This window comes from Bacillus sp. EA-CB0995 (genome assembly GCF_055814245.1).
Window position 1 is genome coordinate 470,513 of sequence record NZ_CP169269.1, and the last position, 19,969, is coordinate 490,481.

General features: G+C 36.7%; 17 protein-coding genes and 3 pseudogenes. 16 read left to right on the forward strand and 4 right to left on the reverse strand.

The features are described 5' to 3' along the window. Positions 1–16 precede the first annotated feature (16 nt). From ACEWFJ_RS02525 to ACEWFJ_RS02585, 13 genes and pseudogenes are all read left to right on the forward strand, one after another. The gene (locus ACEWFJ_RS02525; protein ID WP_473690232.1) at positions 17–265 is read left to right on the forward strand and encodes a hypothetical protein; all 249 of its coding nucleotides are present in this window, start codon (positions 17–19) and stop codon (positions 263–265) included. Then, on the forward strand, positions 262–1,185 hold the full coding sequence (locus tag ACEWFJ_RS02530) for a glycosyltransferase family 4 protein (RefSeq protein ID WP_473690234.1): 924 nt from the start codon (positions 262–264) through the stop codon (positions 1,183–1,185). The genes ACEWFJ_RS02525 and ACEWFJ_RS02530 overlap by 4 nt, the downstream gene beginning before the upstream one ends. A 77-nt stretch (positions 1,186–1,262) precedes the next feature. Continuing rightward, the gene (locus tag ACEWFJ_RS02535; RefSeq protein ID WP_473690236.1) at positions 1,263–3,368 is read left to right on the forward strand and encodes a DUF6270 domain-containing protein; all 2,106 of its coding nucleotides are present in this window, start codon (positions 1,263–1,265) and stop codon (positions 3,366–3,368) included. Positions 3,369–3,675: 307 nt separating this feature from the next. Next, entirely contained in the window at positions 3,676–4,683 is a 1,008-nt protein-coding gene (locus ACEWFJ_RS02540) for an NAD(P)H-dependent glycerol-3-phosphate dehydrogenase (protein ID WP_473690238.1), read from the forward strand. Positions 4,684–4,743: 60 nt separating this feature from the next. Continuing rightward, positions 4,744–5,942, forward strand: a pseudogene (locus ACEWFJ_RS02545) (CDP-glycerol glycerophosphotransferase family protein). A gap of 1 nt (position 5,943) precedes the next feature. After that, a complete protein-coding gene (locus ACEWFJ_RS02550; protein WP_473690240.1) occupies positions 5,944–6,747 on the forward strand; it encodes an ABC transporter permease in 804 nt (267 codons plus the stop codon). 14 nt (positions 6,748–6,761) lie between these two features. Further along, positions 6,762–8,390, forward strand: coding sequence for a teichoic acids export ABC transporter ATP-binding subunit TagH (gene tagH / locus ACEWFJ_RS02555; protein ID WP_473690242.1), 1,629 nt, complete (start codon positions 6,762–6,764; stop codon positions 8,388–8,390). Positions 8,391–8,472: 82 nt separating this feature from the next. Continuing rightward, positions 8,473–9,357 carry a UTP--glucose-1-phosphate uridylyltransferase GalU gene (gene galU / locus ACEWFJ_RS02560; RefSeq protein WP_473690244.1) on the forward strand — a complete coding sequence of 295 codons (885 nt, stop codon included), beginning with the start codon at positions 8,473–8,475 and terminating at the stop codon, positions 9,355–9,357. A 385-nt stretch (positions 9,358–9,742) separates the two neighbouring features. Further along, a complete protein-coding gene (locus tag ACEWFJ_RS02565; protein WP_473690246.1) occupies positions 9,743–10,930 on the forward strand; it encodes an efflux RND transporter periplasmic adaptor subunit in 1,188 nt (395 codons plus the stop codon). Further along, positions 10,927–11,607 carry an ABC transporter ATP-binding protein gene (locus tag ACEWFJ_RS02570; protein WP_253630918.1) on the forward strand — a complete coding sequence of 227 codons (681 nt, stop codon included), beginning with the start codon at positions 10,927–10,929 and terminating at the stop codon, positions 11,605–11,607. The genes ACEWFJ_RS02565 and ACEWFJ_RS02570 overlap by 4 nt, the downstream gene beginning before the upstream one ends. Further along, a pseudogene (locus tag ACEWFJ_RS02575) lies at positions 11,604–12,802 on the forward strand (ABC transporter permease). The gene ACEWFJ_RS02570 and the pseudogene ACEWFJ_RS02575 overlap by 4 nt, the downstream one beginning before the upstream one ends. Positions 12,803–12,922: 120 nt before the next feature. Beyond that, entirely contained in the window at positions 12,923–13,597 is a 675-nt protein-coding gene (gene yknW, locus ACEWFJ_RS02580) for a YknW family membrane protein (RefSeq protein WP_429720468.1), read from the forward strand. A gap of 425 nt (positions 13,598–14,022) precedes the next feature. Continuing rightward, a pseudogene (locus tag ACEWFJ_RS02585) lies at positions 14,023–14,507 on the forward strand (sigma-70 family RNA polymerase sigma factor). An 87-nt stretch (positions 14,508–14,594) separates the two neighbouring features. On the opposite strand, the gene ACEWFJ_RS02590 reads toward ACEWFJ_RS02585, so the two are convergent. After that, positions 14,595–15,077, reverse strand: a complete 483-nt coding sequence (locus ACEWFJ_RS02590) for a competence protein ComK (protein WP_473690248.1) — start codon at positions 15,075–15,077, stop codon at positions 14,595–14,597. A gap of 192 nt (positions 15,078–15,269) precedes the next feature. Between ACEWFJ_RS02590 and ACEWFJ_RS02595 the strand changes: the two genes are divergently transcribed. Further along, positions 15,270–15,659 (forward strand): DUF4359 domain-containing protein, encoded by a 390-nt coding sequence (locus tag ACEWFJ_RS02595; protein ID WP_429716512.1) that lies wholly within the window; start codon positions 15,270–15,272, stop codon positions 15,657–15,659. A 22-nt stretch (positions 15,660–15,681) separates the two neighbouring features. Here ACEWFJ_RS02595 and ACEWFJ_RS02600 read toward each other — a convergent pair whose 3' ends face one another. Together ACEWFJ_RS02600 and ACEWFJ_RS02605 are read right to left on the reverse strand one after the other, a co-directional pair. Next, positions 15,682–15,897, reverse strand: coding sequence for a DUF2922 domain-containing protein (locus ACEWFJ_RS02600; protein ID WP_230574345.1), 216 nt, complete (start codon positions 15,895–15,897; stop codon positions 15,682–15,684). Positions 15,898–15,916: 19 nt separating this feature from the next. After that, complete coding sequence (locus tag ACEWFJ_RS02605) at positions 15,917–16,141, reverse strand: DUF1659 domain-containing protein (protein ID WP_098310955.1); 225 nt, start codon at positions 16,139–16,141, stop codon at positions 15,917–15,919. Between the two features lie 110 nt (positions 16,142–16,251). Between ACEWFJ_RS02605 and ACEWFJ_RS02610 the strand changes: the two genes are divergently transcribed. Together ACEWFJ_RS02610 and gabP are read left to right on the forward strand one after the other, a co-directional pair. Next, positions 16,252–16,737: a VanZ family protein gene (locus tag ACEWFJ_RS02610; RefSeq protein WP_473690251.1), complete on the forward strand. Its 486-nt coding sequence runs from the start codon at positions 16,252–16,254 to the stop codon at positions 16,735–16,737. Positions 16,738–17,264: 527 nt separating this feature from the next. After that, positions 17,265–18,653 (forward strand): GABA permease, encoded by a 1,389-nt coding sequence (gene gabP, locus ACEWFJ_RS02615; RefSeq protein WP_473690253.1) that lies wholly within the window; start codon positions 17,265–17,267, stop codon positions 18,651–18,653. A gap of 632 nt (positions 18,654–19,285) precedes the next feature. On the opposite strand, the gene ACEWFJ_RS02620 is transcribed toward gabP, so the two are convergent. Further along, positions 19,286–19,720, reverse strand: coding sequence for a hypothetical protein (locus ACEWFJ_RS02620; RefSeq protein ID WP_473690255.1), 435 nt, complete (start codon positions 19,718–19,720; stop codon positions 19,286–19,288). Positions 19,721–19,969: the final 249 nt, after the last annotated feature.

Sequence of the window (19,969 nt, forward strand, 5' to 3'; positions counted from 1 at the left end):
GATAGGAGAAGCTGTTGTGAAGATTCGTTTCTTAGTGTTTGACATTTATGGAATGGGCGGTACAGTGAGAACTGTATTGAATGTGACAAACTATTTAGCCCAAGCGGGTTACGATGTAGAAATCATTAGCGTTTTTCGATATCGTAAGGTTCCATTCTTTGAAATAGATCCAAGGATTAAAATCATTGTCTTGCACGATGTGGCAAATAGAAAAAAGATGATACAAGCCCAAAAACAAAAATGGCTAACAAGTTGTCTAAAATGAAAAGCAAGCTTATTCATCCTGACGATGAAGGGTATCATTTCTTTTCTGTTTTGACAGATATCAAAATGTACAATTATCTAAAGAATGTCGATTCCGGCATCCTGGTGACAACTCGACCTAGCTTTAATATTTTTGCAAGTAAATACGCCAATAAAGATGTCCCTATTATCGGACAAGAGCATTTGAATTTTTCGATTTATCCTGAACGGCTTAAAGCTTCTATTTTAAAGTATTATACAAACCTTGATTATTTAGCGACGTTAACAGATGAGGATACAGAGGATTACAGACAGCTTCTGCAAGGCGGAAAAGTGAAGGTAAAGAAAATCACAAACTCTATCCCAAAATTGCAAGGGTTTGTATCTTCATTAGATTCCAAGGTGATTATTGCAGCAGGGAGATTGGTTCCACAAAAAGGCTTCGACCTCTTAATTGAAGCGTTCAAGATTGTAAACGAGAAATACCCTGATTGGAAGCTGAAGATTTTCGGCAATGGTCGTGAAAAGGATAATCTGCAAGCTTTAATTGAAAAAAACAGATTGTATAATCATGTCATCTTAATGGGACCCACTCAACACATAGATATAGAACTTTCGAAGGCCTCTATCTATGCATTAAGCTCCCGGTTTGAAGGGTTTGGTATGGTTATCGTGGAGGCAATGCAGTGTGGCGTGCCAGCTGTAAGTTTTGACTGTCCAAAAGGACCAAGCGAGATTATCGTCCATAATGAAGACGGCATCCTTGTAGAAGATGGTAACGTGGAAAAATTTGCAGAAGCGTTAATGGAATTAATGGGAGACGAAGAGAAAAGAAAATATTTTGCCAAAAACGCTTTGAAGAATGTGAAGCGTTATGAAATAGATAATATAGGTGAGATTTGGAAGGAAACTATAAATGAAATTTTCGATAGTATGAGATAGGAACGAGAATATCTCATAGATATTGGTGGATGGAAGGAACAGCTTAGTGTATTCAAAAGTAGGGGGAGAATAAAGTTATGAAGGCTCTGATTACAAGTATAAACCTCAGCAATGGTATATTATCGCTAGACGGTATAGCGGAATTTTCAACAAATAATAATTATTCGCTTTGTATGAGAAGACGTGAAATAGAGCATGGATTGGAATATCCTGAAGAGCATACTTTTCCATTAGAAATCAAGGGGAGTGTATTCAGTTTTGCAGAAGATATAAACCACATTTTTCAGGGGATTTCGTTAAGTAATGAAATGATTTGGGATTTGTTTTTGTTTTCCCAAGGTAGTTACTACAAGCTCGAAACAGAAAATACTATTGTATTCAGCGGAAGAGATTATTATACTCTAAACAACAAATTTTTTAAGGCGAAACCTTATATAACAGGAGAGAAAGGGGTTTCGTTATATGTTTTACAGAATGCTATAAAAGGATTAGCGAGAACAGCTTCATTTCATGGTGGATTTTTCCATGTGGCGGTTGAGGTGGACAATCCGGCTATTTTTTCTGCGGAGGAATGGGAAGATTATTCTGTTAAGTTGAAAGTGAAAAAGAGAGAACAAGAAGGTCTTTTCGAGTATTATGAATGTAAAACTATTCATCCTGTTTCAGGAGTGAATCCGTTTGAATTTACCATGAATTTGGATGAGTTGTTCGAGAATTATGATCTAAATAAGAATCTGGTTTGGGACATGTTTGTCGAAGTGGAAAACAGGGAAGGATTAAGTGTTGAAGTCCCTTTAATGTGCATGAACGAAGACAAGCCACTCTTTAACTTTTCCTATCATAATTTTGCGCATAACGACCTGTTCAAAGTTAAGCCTTATGTTACAGGGAAGAACAGCTTGGCCTTATTCATCAGACTGAGCGACATTCATGCCAGCCTTTCTCATTGCAAGTTTGAGGGAAATACCATGAAGATGACAGGCTCCATTGTTTCCAGCGAGTATGATGTTTGGAATTTTAATGGTATTGAATCATATGTAGTTTTCAAAAAACGGTACATGATCGGAAAAGAACTTGCTTACTATACAGAGAAAAACGTTGATTTGATGATTTTGAATAATGAGTTTACAGTGGAGATACCTGTATCGAGGCTTCTTAAAGATGAAATAATCCGTAATAAAGATGTATGGGGTATATTCGTACGCTTGACTACGTTGGATGGCAGAAGCTTAGATGTGCATGTGAGACCTGAAGGGCGATTGAAAGAAGAGAAATATGAATATGAGATTATGGATACGAATCTATCATATAAGTTTAAACCTTATGTGAACGGGCAAGGGAATTTCTCTTTATACTTCCTAAATTCGAACAAGCATCAGCAGGATGCGATAAAGGTAGCTGTATTGGGTTCTTGTTTCAGCAGAAATGCATTTAATTCAACCAGTTATTTCAACCCTGAATATAAACAGAATTACAGCTGTGTTTTGACTCAGTTTCATTCCTCTCTCGTCAGCATCGTGTCTAATCCCGTGCCAGTAGATATGGATAAAATGGACGATGTGACGAATTATAATAAACAGTTTATCCGTAGTGACTTTGAAAAAGACTTTTTCGAACAATTAAAGGAAGCGAATCCTAATTATTTGATTGTTGATTTATATGCAGATGCTGCTCGTGATCTTATTAAAGTCGCTGATGATACGTATGTAAGCGCAAGTCTTGCTTTAAGGCAGAGTAAATATTTTAGAGAGTTCATGAATTATGAAGTAGTCACTCATGGGAATAATGACGAGTATTTCGGAGTATGGAAAGAGCATATGATCCGCTTTGCGAATAAGATCAAAGAGTTTTTGCCGGAAGACCGCATTATATTGAATATGGGAGGATTCACGTATAAATACTTTGATGTAGATGGCTCAATCAAGAATTTTCCAAGAGAGCACATTATTCAAAGAAATAACTACTTTTGGGATAAGATCAATGGTTGGTTCCTGCAATGCATTCCAGATTGTAAGATCATTAATTTAAGAGACACAGGGTATATAGGACAGCACGATCATCCATTTGGAAATACCTTTTCCCATTATCAATCAGGCTATTATAAAGAATTTATGAACAGATTAAATCAACTTGTGATGCAAGATTTGCAGAAGGAACGATACGAAAGAATAGTCCAATTGTAAAACCCTTCTTCCCCTCTAAGAACTGAATTTTAGAGGGGAAGATTTTCGTTATAAAATTTCTCCAAAAGGTTACATTGAAAAATGGATTTCGTTATTTAATAAATTAGAAAACAACAAATAATGAATTAAGGTTTACTTATTTTCAGTTTGATTCGTGAAAAATAAGACTACTACTATAACTCGTTTATTGATTATATGTTGAGTAAAAGAATTCAAAGAAGCTAAGTGAATTGTGTTTATATCACTTAGCTTCTTGCATAAATGATAAAGTTTTTAATGTTGTTAAGGTGGTAAAAGGGGGATTATTTTGAAACAGATTACAGTCATCGGTGCAGGAAGTTGGGGAACTGCATTATCTATGGTTCTAGCAGATAACGGACATGAAGTACGAATCTTTGGAAATAAATCAGAACAAATTCGAGAGATCAATGAAAGGCATACGAATGAAGCATATTTACCTGAAATTCAGCTTTCTGAAACAATAAAAGGATATGAATCTCTGAGTGAAGCAATGGAAGGAATAAATACGGTACTATTAGTTGTTCCTACGAAAGCAATCCGAAGTGTGATGCAACAATTAAAAGATATAGTAAAACAGCCGATCACAATTATTCATGCTAGTAAAGGAATTGAACCTGGCTCATTTAAACGCATTTCAGAAATAATTGAAGAAGAGATGCCGAAAGAATTAATAGAAAGTATTGTTGTCCTTTCAGGACCAAGTCATGCAGAAGAGGTGAGTCTTCGTCATCCTACTACAGTAACTGCTGCGTCATATAATCTACAGGCCGCTGAAAGAACACAGGAACTATTTATGAATACAAATTTCCGTGTATATACAAATTGTGATGTAATTGGCGTTGAATTAGGCGGGGCATTAAAGAATATTATTGCTCTTGGAGCAGGTATTTCAGATGGACTTGGTTATGGAGATAATGCAAAAGCAGCATTAATTTCACGAGGATTAACTGAAATTACGCGTTTAGGGTGTGCGATGGGAGCAAACCCGCTTACTTTTGCAGGTTTAACGGGCGTTGGAGATTTAATTGTGACTTGTACAAGTGTTCATAGCCGAAATTGGCGCGCTGGGAACTTACTTGGAAAGGGTCATGATTTAGAAGAAGTATTAGAGAATATGGGAATGGTAGTAGAGGGTGTTCGTACAGCTGAGGCAGCGTACCATTTAGCTGAGAAGATGAATATTGAAATGCCGATTACGAGTGCTATATACAATGTTTTATTTAATGGAAAAAATGCAAAAGAAGAAGTAGATGCATTGATGGGAAGAACAGGAAAAGGTGAAGTGTCACATTAATGTATCTAATTGAAATGTCAAACAAAGAGAAGCGATTAAGTTAGAAGGTGTATCAATAACATGAGCTTTATCAAAAAAATAAAAAATCATCGCATCGTAAAGATTTTATGTAAGGCAATATTTCTGTTCTTTAGTTGTTTACCGCCGAAAAAAATCTAATCCTATTCGAAAGCTATTCAGGGAAGCAATATAGTTGTAATCCACGAGCTATGTATGAATATATGGTGCAAAATAATATGGATTTTCAAATGGTCTGGAGTGTAAAGAAAGGCTACATAACAACATTTGAGGAAGCAAATATCCCGTATGTAAAAAGATTTTCAATTCGCTGGTTTATATTATTAGCACGCGCTCGGTATTGGGTAACAAATAGTAGGATGCCGCTTTGGTTGCCAAAGCCAAAGCACACTACTTATGTGCAGACGTGGCATGGTACACCTCTTAAGAAGCTGGCTGGTGATATGAAAGAGGTTCACATGCCAGGTACAACAACAGAAAAATATAAGCATAATTTTCACCGCGAGGCACAAAACTGGGATTACTTACTTTCTCCTAATGCTTATTCTACAGAGATATTTAAGAGAGCTTTCCAATTTCAAAAAGATGTTGTTGAGGCAGGATATCCTCGAAACGATTTCTTATATGTAAATAATCATTCTAAGGCAATTCATGCATTAAAGAAAAAGAATGGATTACCTGTAGGTAAAAAGATTATTTTATATGCACCAACTTGGCGAGATGATCAGTTTTATAGTAAAGGGTGTTATAAGTTAGATTTGCAATTAGATTTAAGTCTTTTACAGAAAAGGTTAGGTTCAGATTATATTATTTTGTTGCGAATGCATTATTTAGTGGCTGAGCAATTTGATTTAGAACAGTATAGTGGATTTGTATATGACTTTTCTCATTACGAAGACATTAATGAACTGTACTTACTATCTGATTTGTTAATTACGGATTACTCGTCTGTCTTTTTTGACTATGCGAATTTGAAACGACCGATTATTTTCTATACGTATGATATTGAATCTTATCGTGATAGGTTAAGAGGTTTTTATTTTGATTTAGAAGAAGAAGCTCCGGGGCCAATTGTTATGAATACTGAAGAAGTGCTGGAGGTAATTTGTAAGTTTGAAGAAGATGGCTTAGAGGAGTTTGCAGACAAATATAATACCTTCTATAATAATTATTGTTATTTAGAAGATGGTTTTGCTTCTAAGCGAGTAGTAGAGAAAATATTCTTCGGAGAGGCACAATAAGATGAATTCAATGATTATGGTTTTAAAAGAACAGATCAATAGTCTGTATTTAATTCAGCGGTTATCTGTTTATGAAGTGAAAAGTACAAACAATAATAATTATTTAGGGCTTGTTTGGGAAGTTTTGAATCCTTTAATTCAAATGAGTGTTTATTGGTTTGTATTTGGACTTGGAATTCGAGGCGGGCAAGGAGTAGATGGGGTCCCATTTATTTATTGGCTATCTGCAGGTCTTGTTGTATGGTTTTTTGTAAATCCAACAATATTACAAGCCTCTAAGTCTATTTACACAAGATTGAATATGGTTTCAAAGATGAATTTCCCCATGAGTGTGATTCCGAGTTACGTCATTATGTCTAATTTTTACCAACACGTAATACTTGTTGGTATTGTGACAATTTTGTTTATTGTAATGGGTCAAGGAATTTCTATTTATTATATTCAACTTGTTTATTATATGTTTGCGACACTTATGCTAGTATTCTCTCTTTCTTTAATTACATCAACCTTAGCTACTATTGTGAGGGACGTACAAATAATTGTGCAATCTATTATGCGAATGATGTTATATGTAACACCTATTTTGTGGACTCCTGAAAAATTACCATCTATTCTTCAAAAAATTATACACTTAAATCCATTTTGCTATATTGTTGATGGCTATCGTGCCTCTTTATTAGGAAAAAGTTGGTTCTATGAAGATATAAATTATACACTATACTTTTGGTCGTTTGTCTTTGTTATGTTATTAATTGGTACGACATTACATGTAAAGTTTAGAAGACACTTTGCAGATTATCTATGATGAGGGTTGTAAAGATGAATCATTCAGTGAAGTTTCATAATGTAACAAAAAAATATAAAATGCATAGTAAAAACTCTGATAAGTTGAAGGATATTTTATATCCTGGAGGATTCGGTGAAGATTTTTATGCGTTAAGAAACTTAGAATTTGAGGCTCAAAAAGGTGATGTGATTGGAATTATTGGGGTAAATGGATCGGGTAAATCAACGATGTCTAACCTAATCGCTGGAATTACTCCACCGACAGCTGGGAGTGTTGATATAAAAGGAAAAGTAGCACTCATTGCTATTGCAGCAGGTCTTAACAATCAATTATCAGGTAGAGAAAATATTGAGCTTAAATGTTTAATGATGGGGCTAAGTAAAGCAGAAATTGAAAAACTGAAACCCGAAATTATTGATTTTGCTGATATCGGTAAGTTTATTGATATGCCAGTAAAAAAATATTCTAGCGGTATGAAGTCGAGGCTAGGATTTGCCATTTCGGTGAGTATTAATCCGGATGTGCTCGTAATTGACGAAGCTTTATCAGTTGGGGATCAAACATTTGCTGATAAATGTTTAAAACGTATGAATGAATTTAAAGAACAAGGTAAAACGATATTTTTTGTTAGTCATTCTTTAGGACAAGTAAAGTCATTCTGTACAAAGGCTTTGTGGCTTGAATATGGTGAAATTAAAGATTATGGCCCTATTCAGGAAGTAATGCCAAAGTATGAAAGCTTTTTAAAAGAGTATAAGGCAATGAGTAAAGAAGAGCAGCAAAAGTTTAAAAAAGAAGCAATGGAGAAACAGGCGGGAAAAGATTTCATACAATCTGAAGAAGCTTCAAATTCTTCTAGCTCTTCGGGAAGTAGAAAGAAAAAACTACGTAAATACGCTGGTTTCATCAGTTTAGCATTATGTATAGCTATTGGCGGAATGGTATATTGGCAAAAAAATAACATATTTTATCCTTTACAGGCGAAAGAGCAACATGAAGAAAAACCTATTGAAAAAAAGGCTGTTTCAAAGGTGAAAAATCCATTGGCTGATTTAGATGTTCGATATGTGAATACTGCAAAAGCTCGTGTAAGAAGTACGCCGATGTTAGACGGTGAAGTAGCTACTACTATGACATTTGGAACATCGTTTGTAGTAAAGGATCAGAAAAAAGATGAACAATCTGGAGTGAATTGGTTACAGATACTGTATGGTAATGGACAAGAAGGTTGGATTAGTGAAGCGGTAGTAGGTGCAATTCCGTTTAATAATGCTTTACCGTATGAAGATATTGTTAATAAACTAAAGAAATTAGATGGAACTTCTCAAAATTTAGAACAATATCTTACTTTTTTAGGTAAACGTAAAGAGGACGTAACTAGTATAATAGGGGTTCCTCAAAATGAAGAAAAATTGCCAGAAGGAATATTAACTCATTATAAAAATGTTGATATTTTATATACGGATCAACTAATTGTTAAGCAAGTGAATGTTAAGAATACGCACATATTAGAATCGGCACTAATAGAACAATTAGGCGAAGCACAATTAAAAAGCCAAGATGATTCAATGTTAGTGTATCGATCAAATAAATACGATTTTAAATTTTCTTCCGATGGTTCAACAATTAATGAGATAGTAATTTTGGATATGTTAAAATAAGGTATTCATGGTAAAATAAGTATGCAAATAAGTTATATCTGTTTAATTTAGAGATGTTCATATGCAATTAGGAGGATTATCATTGAAAAAAGTAAGAAAAGCCATTATTCCGGCTGCAGGTTTAGGAACTCGCTTTTTACCAGCAACAAAGGCAATGCCGAAAGAGATGTTACCAATTGTTGATAAACCAACAATTCAGTATATTGTCGAAGAGGCAATTGAATCTGGGATTGAAGATATTATTATCGTAACCGGAAAAGGAAAGCGAGCAATCGAAGATCATTTCGATCATTCTTTTGAATTAGAGCAAAACCTATTATCAAAAGGAAAATATGAAACTCTTGAGAAAGTACAAGAGTCTTCAAAAATCAGCATTCACTATATTCGTCAAAAAGAACCAAAAGGACTTGGGCACGCTGTTTGGTGTGCACGGAAATTTATTGGTAATGAGCCGTTTGCAGTGCTACTTGGAGATGATATCGTACAAGCAGAAACACCATGCTTACGCCAATTAATGAATGAATATGAAATAACAAAGTCATCAGTAATTGGTGTGCAAACTGTTCCAGAGAATGAAACACATCGTTACGGCATTATTGATCCGTTAGAACGAAAGGATCGCAGTTATCAAGTAAGCAAATTCGTGGAAAAGCCTGCACAAGGAACAGCGCCATCTAACTTAGCAATTATGGGACGCTACGTCTTAACACCAGAAATTTTTATGTTCCTAGAAGATCAACAAACAGGAGCAGGTGGAGAAATTCAGTTAACAGATGCTATTCAGCGCTTAAATGAAATTCAACGTGTGTTTGCATATGACTTCGAAGGAAAACGCTACGATGTTGGAGAAAAGCTAGGATTTATTCAAACGACTGTTGAAATGGCATTGCAACATGAAGAGTTAAAAGAAGATCTCTTAAACTATATGACGAAACTTGTAGAAAATGAATTGTACGTGAATAACTAATTGATAAGCAGGAAGAGAATCTATCGATAGGATAGATTCTTTTTTTATGAAAAGATTATTTTAGGAATATTCACAAAAATATTTATATATAAATTTTAAAATTAATATACAAAATTATTGATTTTTCGTGTTATTTTGCCGTTAATCAAACGTTTGTTTAAGAAAATCAGAAAGGAAGCGTAGGGAAGACTGATGGAAGTTTCTCTTTATATATGACTGTAGTAGAATTAAAAAATTCAAAATATTACATTATTTATTGTAATCAATAATATAAATGTCAAACTTTGTAATATAAATGTAAGAAATATCAGATGTCTGTTGAGATTTTTTGGAAAAATTTATATAATTTTATTATATAAATAATTCTAATAGAAGGAGATAAAAAATGTTACCAGATACCGTTCATACCCCGAATAAAAAGAAAAAGTGGATTGTGGTAGGAATTATTGCTCTTATTGTAATCGTTGCTGCTGTGAATATTTTTATTATGCAGAACAAGAAAAAAGGCAGCACAGCAGATGTGAAGTTTACAAAAGTAGCAGAACGTCAGCTGAATAATACAAAGTTAGTTTCTGGTCAAGTGAAACCAGGGAATATTGAAAGCTTCTATGCAGATATGACAAAAGGAAAAGTGAAGGATATTGCTGTAAAAGAAGGACAAGAAGTGAAAAAAGGGGACAAGCTGTTCTCGTATGATAATGAAGAAATCAATTTACAAATGCAGCAAGCAGAAATTGATCAAGAAATGGCTTCTATGCGCTATGATCAAGGACAGAAGAAGATAGATTCATTGAAACAAGATATTAAAAAAGCGAAAGATAACGGAGCAGAGAAAGCGGTAATTGAGTCGTTAGAATCGCAATTAAGTGACCTCGAAATGACACAAAAAGCAGCAACTCTTGAAAAAGAAAAAGGAAATCTCCACATCGAAGAGTTGAAGAAAAAACAAGGTGAACTTACGGTTTACAGTAATTTTGCCGGTGTTGTACAAAAGCTTGATAAAGATGCAACGCAAGGTTCCACGCAAGCAATGGGTGGCCAAGGAAAGCCATTTTTACAAATCGCCTCTAAAGATCCGTTCCAAGTTCAAGGAACATTAACGGAGTTACAAAAATCACAAATTCAAAAAGATCAAACTGTTACAGTGACAGCAAAAGCAGCACCAAAGAAAAAATGGACTGGGAAAATTACAGAAGTAAGTGAATATCCAACAAGTGCTGACGTTAATACACAAGCTATGACAGGCGCGGAAGCAGGACAAAATATGTCTTATTATACATATAAAGCAACGCTCGACTCACAAGATGGATTATCACCGGGATATCATGTATCACTGCAAGTGAATTTAGAGAATAGGAAAATGATTGCAGTTCCTCGTAAAAGTATCGTAGAGGAAAAAGATGATGCGTTTGTGTATGTAGAAGATAAAGGAAAGCTTCGCAAGCAAATGGTGAAGAAAGGTTCAAGTGACGGAGATTGGGTGGAAGTGCTTGAAGGCGTAACAGTAGGACAAAAGGTGGTTGAAAATCCTTCCGATAAAGTGTTTGACGGAATGGAAGTGAAGGGAAAATGATTACCTTAAACAATATTGATAAAACGTATTATCAAGGGAGCTTAGCTGTGCCCATTTTACATGATATTAGTTTGAAGATTGATAGCGGTGAGTTCGTTTCTATTATGGGACCGTCTGGATCGGGAAAATCGACGCTTATGAATATTATCGGTTGTCTCGATCGTCCAACAGAAGGCGAATATATGTTGAATGACGTGAATATTTTAACAGCAGACGAGTCAAAGTTGGCACTCATTCGAAATGAATATATCGGCTTTGTGTTTCAGCATTTTAATTTATTGCCTCGTCTTTCAGCGGTGGAAAATGTGGAGCTGCCGCTTATTTATGGCGGTATAAAGAAGGCAGAGCGCCGTCAAAGAGCATTAGAGGCGTTAGAAAAGGTCGGATTAGCAGATCGCGTGCATCACTTGCCAAATGAATTATCAGGTGGACAAAAGCAGCGCGTGGCGATTGCGCGTGCAATTGCGAACAACCCAACGTTTATTATGGCTGATGAACCAACAGGTGCGCTCGACACGAAATCTGGTGAGCAAGTTATGAATATTTTCACTCAGCTTAATAAAGAAGGTACAACAATTGTCATGGTTACACATGAAGAGGAAGTTGCTGCGTATTCGTCTCGCCGCATTGTGCTCAGAGATGGAAGAATTACAGAAGATAGAAGGTGGGCCGTATGAGTCTACTAGATAGTATGAAAATTGCACTTTCTTCTATTCTAGCTCATAAATTACGCTCGGCATTGACGATGCTAGGTATTATTATCGGTGTTGGTTCTATTATTACTGTCGTTGCTATCGGACAAGGCGGGGAAGCGATGTTGAAGTCGCAATTTGTAGGTGCAGGTAATAATGTCATTCCAATTCAGTTTCAGTCGGATATCAATGATCCATTTGCAGCAGGAATGGGAGAACGTCCTGAATTAACAGACGAAGATATTTTTGAACTGAAACAAGTGCCAGAGATTGCTCATGTTGTTACGACAAATTCGGGTATAGAACCGCTCGACATTAATGATAAAAAGGATATGACAAATATTATCGGGCTTGATAGTGAATATTTTGCGGTGAATAAAATCAAGTTGATCGAAGGACGCTCTTTAAATGAAGCGGATGTCGAGCAAGGCAATAACGTTGCGATGATTAGTACGAAAGCAAAGGATATGTTTTATCCGAAAGAAAATCCTGTTGGGAAAATTATCGAGTTAAAGGGCCAGCCATTGCAAATTATCGGGGTGTATAAATCTGATAATGAGTTTATGGGCATGGGGATGTCGGAAATGTTAATTCCTATTTCACTTTGGCCAACGTTATATGGAAAAAGTGAAATTCAAAATATTGCGGTGCAAGCGAAAAATGTGGATCAGCTACAAGAAGCAGGGAAAAAGCAATTGGCGTTTTAAATGACCGCAAATCAAATGATATTCCAGGTAAGTATGAAGTTGTCGACCTTGAGAAAATGAAGGAAAGCATCTCAAAAGTAACAAGTATTATGACGATGATTATCGGCGGTATTGCTGGTATTTCTTTAGTTGTTGGCGGCATTGGCGTTATGAATATTATGCTCGTATCTGTTACAGAGCGTACGCGTGAAATTGGTGTTCGTAAAGCGCTCGGGGCAACGCGCGGAAAAATCTTGCTTCAATTCTTAATTGAAGCAGTGATGTTAACGCTTCTTGGCGGTCTTATCGGAATCGGTCTTGGCTATGGTGGCGCTTATATTGTCTCTGCCTTTGCGAAATGGCCACCGCTCGTTTCGTGGCAAGTTGTACTTGGCGGCGTTTTATTCTCAATGACACTTGGTATTATTTTCGGATTAATTCCGGCAAACAAAGCAGCGAAGCTCGACCCAATCGAAGCGCTGCGCTATGAATAACAAAAGGTTTTTGTATATTTCTTTATAACACCCAGTTCTTGTGGGTGGTTAATCTCTATTTGAAAAAGTAGGGATTACCCACCCGTTAGAACGGGTATCAAATAAAAGGAGGTTTTACATATGGAATCGAACGTAAACACGCAGAAGGTAAGTGGAGAGAAGCCCTCATTATTTGGAATGATTACCTCGCCTAGTTTGCAGTTTGAGAGAATGAGAAGTAATGCACCGGTGTGGGGCGCGTTTTTCTTAATGGCTGTATTAGGCGGCCTTATCGGGGCTATAGCTACATATTTATATTCTATAGACCCTACAGTTATCGCAAAAAATAAAGAGCTTGGTTTTGAAATGCCTATAGCAATCGCATTAGGCACTGGATTTGTAATGGCATTCATTAGCGTTATGGTTACATTCTTTATTGGTGCAGCTCTGTATAAAGTACTTATGATGTTTATGAGCAATGATACGTCTTATAAGAAGTTATTAGCAATTACTGTTTATTCTAGTATTATTACAGTTATTGGTGGCATTATTAATATGGGATTAGCATGGATTCTTGGCGGAAATGGTCAAGAAATGTATACAGGATTAGGGCCGGTATTTGCTTCTACTGGCGGCGTTGTACATGGCATTGCAAAATCATTTGAAGTTTTCGCGATTTGGGGATTGGTGGTAACAGGATTAGGATTGCACATTACAGCAGGCTTAAGCAAGAAACAAGCGACAATCCTTGTTGTTATTTTCTTTATTTTATCAATGGCATTTGGAGCAGTTGGTGGCTTATTCCCAAAAGCGTAATATAAGATCATATTTATAGAAACGGCTCATATAGAGCCGTTTTTTTGTCGTGCGTTGGCGAAGTATCTTTATCCCGCATTAACGGGCAGTAAAGGCTGGAGAAGAGCGAGGAAGAAAACTGCCCGTAAAAGCCCGATTGGTGAGAGCTTTCCATCAGTGAGAAAAGCATCACTGATGGAAGTTTCACTTTATATCGTGTCGAAGCGTCGATATATGGATAGTTTCCGCCGATATATTGGCGCTGAAGATAAAATTGCTATGGAATTTCAAATTTACCTGCGCAGAATTTCAAATGCTACATAGGTAAATTTGAAATTCTGCTAGTCTATCATGAAATGCAGTGCGGTGAAGGCTGTACTGTTTTTTTATAAGGTAAAGGTACCGCGGAATAACAGAGGGGCATGCCTTTTAGAAGTGGGCCAAACATGAAGCCAGTTACCTTTGCAGAAACAGTAGCACTGTATGAGGGGATGATTAGAAATCAAATGAGGAAGCTTTGTATTTACCGAGATTATGAAGAGTATTATCAATGCGGGCTCATTGCGCTTTGGCGGGCGTATGACAAGTACGATGAAGAGAAGGGAGTTTTCCTGCATATGCGCTTGTAACGGTGCGCGGTTATTTGTTAGCGCAGTTAAAGAAGGAGCGCCGTTTGCAAGACCGGGAAACTTGCACGGAGCAAAGTATATTAGAAAATATAGGCGGTGAGGAGAAGGATGCAGAAGTGTTCGAATATATGAGTATGCTAGGGGCGAAAGAAAGGGTTGTTCTGCTAGAGCATTTCTACGTGGGAAAGAAAATGCATGAGATTGCAAACGAGTTAGGCATAACTTATCATCAAGTGCGCTGGATATATCGACAAGCGCTGAAAAAAATGCGAGCGTACGCGGCAAAAAATGAAATAAAGTGAAATTTCCATCAGTGGGGATTTTACTGCCCACGAATAGCGGGATAAAAAGGAGGCAACATATGAGGTTGTCTCCTTTTGCTATATGTATTAACTTTTGTCATGGTATCGATCTAGAAGATTGAGCTTCGCTAAAATATGGCCAGCTCTTATCCACTGATGTTCCATTTGGTAGAAACTGATCGGGAAAATTTGTGTCTTGCCGTCACGGAAATATATTTTTGTGTGCCGGGAGTCATGACGTTCAATTTTTTCTATATAAGCGTAGAATATCCAGGAGCAGGGCCAAGATGAAGGTGATCTTGTAGGGATGGCGCAAATGTAGTGCTGATGATCGATAGGGATTGGAATGTTTTGTTTAAAATGACAGCATTTTTGAATGGCTAATCGTTTTCCTTCATAGGTAGAGTAGTTTCTCAGAAGACAACTTTCCTGAATGAACTGTAATGGTGTTTTTGCTGAGAAGAAGGTTCCTCGTGTGTCCAAAATTTTTGTCTGGTAAAATGAATGAGCGTACGGTTCCAGTGACATTGTATGAGCTGAAATTTCATACCGATCAGCTAATTCAGTCAATGTAAAAACCTCCTTATATATTGTTATTATGAATTACATTTTCAATTATAAAACTAAAATATAAAAATAATTTAAAATATTTGTAAATTTATGTTAAATATTGGGTTTGGGAGATATTTCCAGCATTCGGGTTGTCTAATTTGCAATGAAATTTCATATAGTTGAAAATAGAATAGATAGGCGGTGAAAAATATGAAATGGAAATATGTGCTCCTCGCTTTGGCTGTAGTGCTTCTCGTATATTTAGCTAATAGTAATCCGAGCAAAGGAGAATATACAGACTGGGCAGCGAAGCAGTTGATGACGCGCAATGATATTCATAAGAAATTAACGGAAGTAGAGAAAGAAGACCAAGAAGGACTTTTTGGTGAGTTAGCTACAATGGGGAAGAAACTAGCGAAGAAATATGTAGAGCCGCAAGTGGGCGTACTGATTGATCACTATACGAAGCGTAATGATTATATTTTTTTCTCGACATATACAACAGAGTTTACGATAGGAAAAGAAAACTATAAATATGTTTCAGTTGGTATTTCAAATATCTTTATACCAATTGAAATGCCAAAAAAGAAAGAGGAGTAGCCGCACTCCTCTTTCTTTTTTACTATGCGTTGATGCTTACTTCAGAAATGGTCTTTTCGACAAGCCTTGCTCCTTTTTTACGCGCATTTTGCCCAAGTGTGAGAAAAATATCAGAGGATACAATTGTATCCATGACACTAGTTACGGTTTGTTCGTTTACAGGTGTAATCGGATTCTCGATAGAAAAAGTTGTCGTTTTACCGTCTTCTTTTAAGAAAACGAGTTCTAGTACTTCCATCTGTTATAACCTCCTTTTGTTATTGATTAGATACGTCAGTTGTGCTTACAAGTTGAACTGCATCAAGCTTATGCTGCTGTAAAGATGCAATTGCAGTTGCGACTTCGTGCACTTTGTTTAAGTCTGCATTTGTTTTTACATTTTTAAATTGTTTGTTTTTCATGATGGCTTTACCGTTTTTGTCTGTGCCGCCGTTTAGGACAAGACGTAAGCTCATATCAGATACAATCGTTTGAATCGCCATGTTTTTCACCTCCTTTTCGTCATATATATAGGAGGTAAGGTCATACTTTTGGCGTGAATTTTTTTCTTTTTTTGGTACGCTTGAAAGAAATAGGACAAGGAGTTTCAAATATGAATCGTAAGTGGTTATTCTGGATTCCCGTTTTATTATGGATAGGAGTCATTTTTTATTCTTCATCTCAGCCGTATAAGAAGCAAGATATGCGTTCGGATATCACAAAATATGTGAATGAAGAGTTTGTGAAAGAACATTTCTCATGGGTATCTATTGATTATGGAGGCGGTACACCTGTTAGCATTGCCAACAAAGGGGTAGGCGGTTTTATCGAATTTTTTGTTCGTAAAGGTGCTCATTTTACTGTGTTTGGTATTCTTGGTGCACTGTTGTATATCGCGTTATTTCAATATGGATTTAGGAGAAAGGAAGCTTTCCAGCTGGCGCTGCTTCTCGTCGCTGCCTATGCGGGAATCGATGAAATTCATCAATCCTTTACGGGTGACCGTACACCGATGTGGCAGGATTCTGTATTAGATACGTGCGGTGGTTTCACGGGGATCTTAATAAGCAGTTTCTATTGGAAAAGAAAAAGGAGCTAAATCCTTCCCCTTTAGGTAGACAGTAAAAAAGAGTCCATCTGGTATGATGGGCTCTTTTCTATTGTTTATCCCGCATTAACGGGCAGTAAGACCCCCACCTCAAGATTGAGAGAGAACCGAAGAAGATAGGTGGGGGATAACTGCCCGTAAAAGCCCGATTGGTTCAACTAACCATCAGTGGGGGATGAAGAAAACCCCACTGATGGAAGTTTCACTTTATCTAGGGGGATTTTTTACTTCCAATTACTGACCCGTTGGACTTTTTATGGGGGGTAGCACGCTAATATTTTGGCCAGCTGACGATAGTGATCTGTCCAAATAGGATTAAGGTCCGGTACCCAAAAGAATATAAGTCATAATCGACTTAGTTAATGCTAATTTGACTTAATTTTACACTTCGAAAATACGAAAAGTGTCGAAACGATAATGATAGGATGCAGTAGTTGTAAGGTATTCTAAATTTACTGAAAATTGGCATAAAAATTGCATGAAGTAGGTTGAATAAGTATTTGGGGGCGATAAAAATAATGGAGCAACAGCAGAACAAACTACAGAAGCAGCTAAAATCAAGGCATGTAACAATGATTTCTCTTGGCGGAATTATCGGGGCAGGTTTATTTGTAGGTAGTGGGGCGGTTATACACGAAACGGGCCCTGGTGCTATTCTCTCTTATGCAATAGCAGGTTTGCTCATCGTTTTACTCATGCGTATGCTTGGGGAGATGGCAGTCGTGAATCCAGACAGCGGTTCTTTTTCCACCTACGCACGACAAGCGATTGGACCATGGGCAGGTTATACCATTGGATGGTTATATTGGTTTTTCTGGGTAATTGTTATTGCTATCGAGGCAACAGCAGGAGGAGCGATTGTTCATGGTTGGATTCCTTCTATGCCGATTTGGTTAGTAAGTTTAATTTTAACCCTTTTGCTAACGCTTACAAACATTTACTCCGTTAAATCGTTTGGTGAATTTGAATATTGGTTTTCGATGATTAAAATTGTGGCAATAATTGCATTCATATGTATAGGAGTAGCGATTATCTTTGGCTTTATCCCAGGAGTTGAATCACCAGGGCTGTCTAATCTTACAGAACACGGAGGATTTATGCCGAAGGGATTTGGTTCCGTTTTTGTTGGTATTATTACTGTTATTTTCTCATTTTTTGGTGCGGAGATCGCAGCAATTGCAGCCGGAGAATCATCTAATCCGGAAAAATCAGTAGTTGTAGCAATCAATAGTGTTGTTTGGCGTATTCTACTCTTTTTTATTGGTTCAGTGAGTGTACTGGTTATTCTTCTCCCTTGGAATTCCGCTGAGTCGCTTGAAAGTCCGTATGTAACAATGCTTAATATGATTGGTATTCCAGCTGCCGCTCAAATTATGAATGTCGTCGTTCTAGTCGCAGTTCTTTCTTGTTTAAATTCAGCTCTATATACGAATTCTCGTATGCTGTTTTCTCTTGCTCAAAATGGGAATGCGCCACGTGCACTTTTAAAAGTAAGTAAGAATGGTGTACCCGTAAGGGCTGTTTTAGCAAGTACATTTTTTGCCTACATCTGTTCTATTTTTAATTTTGTGTCTCCGGATAAATTATTTCTCTTTTTAGTGAATGCGTCTGGAGCTATTGCGCTACTTGTTTATCTTGCTATTGCTGTTTCGCATTTACGTATGCGAAGAAAGTTGGAAAAAGAAAATCCAGAAGCAATGAAGCTAAAAATGTGGCTATTTCCTTACTTAACATACGTAACGATTATTGCTATGGTCGTTATTCTGATTGCCATGGCATTCATTGATTCTATGCGTTCACAGTTTTTCTTAACCATGATGATTACTATGCTGGTTATTATTTCTTATTTTGTATCTAAACGTAAAACTCCTCATGGTTCTATAGATGAAGAGAAAAATGTTATCTAACGTTCAAAATCAAGGGTTGAATGAAATAGAGAGCATGCCAAATAAGTTATAAAATGATTTAAATCTTGTGCTTTCTATATTAGAACAATTAAAGAGAATGAAACGACCATCGCAAACCTGTTTACATTCTGAACAAGGGTTCCAATAGATATCTAAAAGTTATGTGAAACAACTAGAACAATTAGATATAAAAAGGAGTCATTCTAGGCGAGGAAACTGTTTTGATGTCGGTTTGAAATAAAGTCGTACCGTTTATAAAAAAGATGTACTGTTTGTAAAAAAGTTTGATCAAAAATCCTGCTTAAAATGCAGGATTTTTCTTGTTCAACAATCGGGCCATATTCTGGAATAACGGGTAACCCCAAGATACCTGTAACTTTTACATTTAAACTTTAGCAGAAATAATAAAATCCTTTTTGGTTAAGCCTTAGAGGACATTAGAATCTTTAATTCCTGGTGTTAATGTCCTCTATCTTGATAACGCTCATTTAGGTCTGCACGACATTCTGTTCAGGTCCCAGTTGATTCGGATTTTGAGAAAAACGGTAGTATGTAACTCGTTTTTTGTTATTAGCTTGATGGGCATGGGGTTTACCCTCTTACAGAGTTAGAAGAAAACTCGGACATCTCTGTTACTGTGGTTGCTGACCATCGTACTGCTTTTTCTTCATTCTTGTGCCCAGTATGATGAGGGCGACATAGATTACGATGGCAATCGAATCTATAAGCGTATCCGTAAGCCCCGATACGTCAAGCAATGCCGTTACACCAAGAATAACCATCAGTCGGACGATCAGGATCGCCGCAATCAACCATGCGGCAAACCGAATCTTTGATTGCTCGGTTTGGAATGACATGAAAATGAAAGCGATGCCGAAGACCAGATTTTCCGCCGTGATGATGTGCCAGACATACGTGAATACTGTCCGGGTACCCACGGATATCGCCTCAATGTTGAGTGTCGGTAGCACAGCGGATTGCCCGTTCCATGCGTGCGTGACGGCAAACAGCATCGCAAGGACGCCTGCAATCAGATAATAAAAATTCCTAACCTTGATGTTCACCACAACCTTCCTTGGAAATTTCCGGTTTCTTCTTTCTCTTTTTTGTTTACTTCTTTCTTATTTTCAATTTATTTCCTTAAATTGATTTTATTCACTTTAATGCAGAAAGAACGTTACTTTAAATAAAGTGGCTCATTTCCGTGACCTTGTCATTTTATGCCACAAACGGGCGCTATTGGAGAAGATCTAAGGTGAAAAATGATCAAACTTTTTTATAAAACCGAAACTTAAATATGCTAAAGAAGAATCCAT